The following is a 1,770-nucleotide window of genomic DNA, read 5'->3' on the forward strand; positions in this document are numbered from 1 at the left end:
AGAAACAATATAGACTCTACTATATTGAATTGAAGTATTAGAATAGAAAGATTTTATATATTTTAAAATAAAGGTAAAAATCTTAAGAAAAAAGATTAACTTAAGAAGGAAGTTTTAAGTAAGTATCTTAAGTAACTAGCCCGTGTGAAGTATAGAAAACTGCAACTGATATGATTATATGATCTGGCAATCTATAATATATCGATATATTATAGATGAGAATTTATAAAACTAACAAAATAGTAGGAGGCAATAATAAACAGTGTGTTTTAATGTAGGTAATAAGGGTAAAGTTATATATACAGCTATAGAGTATTTAAGTAAAATATGAGCTAATGTGTAAAAGGAGCGATTAAACGACTTCACAAGAAATCTACACTCTACAATCTACATTCTATATCCTAATACCATACATATTTTATATATCTATAATAAAGTAAGGAACTTGTAGGGAGGCTTAACGATAAAGTTAAAAGTATAAAAACTAGATAAATAAAGGTCTCTATATTTGACTAATATGAAATAACATAATAAAGTTTAGGCTTTGATAATAGTGAGTGATTATTAGTTTTAGAAGTGATTCTTTGTTTGTAGGAGCCATTATTTACTAGAAAAACAAGTAAATAATAAAAAAAGCTAAAAAAAATGAAAAATCTATTGACATAGTACTCTCATGGTGATATAGTATTACTTGTCTTAAGAAACAAAGACAAAACAAGTTGATAATAAGGTGAGCTTTAGATAGAGTTTATTAATGAATGTTTTAAAGTAAAAGTTTAAAAAACTTCAAAAAAACGCTTGACAAAATGCTTAAAACTTGATATACTTAACAAGTCGTTTATCGACAACAAAATGAACTTTGAAAATTGAACAGCAGGTTAATTCAATAAAAGCTTTTTAAATAAAGCATTTGAAATTAACATTGTTTAAACAAGCAAACTTGTTTAAACCACAAACAAACCAAGCCAGATATTTCGAGATAATTATCTGAGCGGACAAATTTTTTTACGAGAGTTTGATCCTGGCTCAGGATGAACGCTGGCGGCGTGCTTAACACATGCAAGTCGAGCGCGGTCCCTTTGGTGCTTGCACCAAAGAAGACTGAGCGGCGGACGGGTGAGTAACGCGTGGGTAACCTGCCCTATACACATGGATAACATGCTGAAAAGCATACTAATACATGATAACGTACATCGATGGCATCTTCGATGTATCAAAGCGTTAGCGGTATAGGATGGACCCGCGTCTGATTAGCTAGTTGGTGGGGTAATAGCCTACCAAGGCCACGATCAGTAGCCGACCTGAGAGGGTGATCGGCCACATTGGAACTGAGACACGGTCCAAACTCCTACGGGAGGCAGCAGTGGGGAATATTGCACAATGGGCGAAAGCCTGATGCAGCAACGCCGCGTGAACGATGAAGGTCTTCGGATCGTAAAGTTCTGTCGCAGGGGAAGATAATGACGGTACCCTGTGAGGAAGCACCGGCTAACTACGTGCCAGCAGCCGCGGTAATACGTAGGGTGCTAGCGTTATCCGGATTTACTGGGCGTAAAGGGTGCGTAGGTGGTCTTTCAAGTCGGTGGTTAAAGGCTACGGCTCAACCGTATTAAGCCGCCGAAACTGGAAGACTTGAGTGCAGGAGAGGAAAGTGGAATTCTCAGTGTAGCGGTGAAATGCGTAGATATTGAGAAGAACACCAGTAGCGAAGGCGGCTTTCTGGACTGTAACTGACACTGAGGCACGAAAGCGTGGGGAGCAAACAGGATT

1 rRNA gene is annotated in these 1,770 nt (G+C 37.1%); it reads left to right on the plus strand.

Going from position 1 to position 1,770, the window contains the following annotated elements:
- Nucleotides 1-1,003: 1,003 nt before the first annotated feature.
- Nucleotides 1,004-1,770: ribosomal RNA gene (locus RR561_RS07900) — 16S ribosomal RNA — on the plus strand; the annotation flags it as partial.

The organism is Peptostreptococcus sp., assembly GCF_036639115.1.
Classification (GTDB): Bacteria; Bacillota; Clostridia; order Peptostreptococcales; family Peptostreptococcaceae; genus Peptostreptococcus.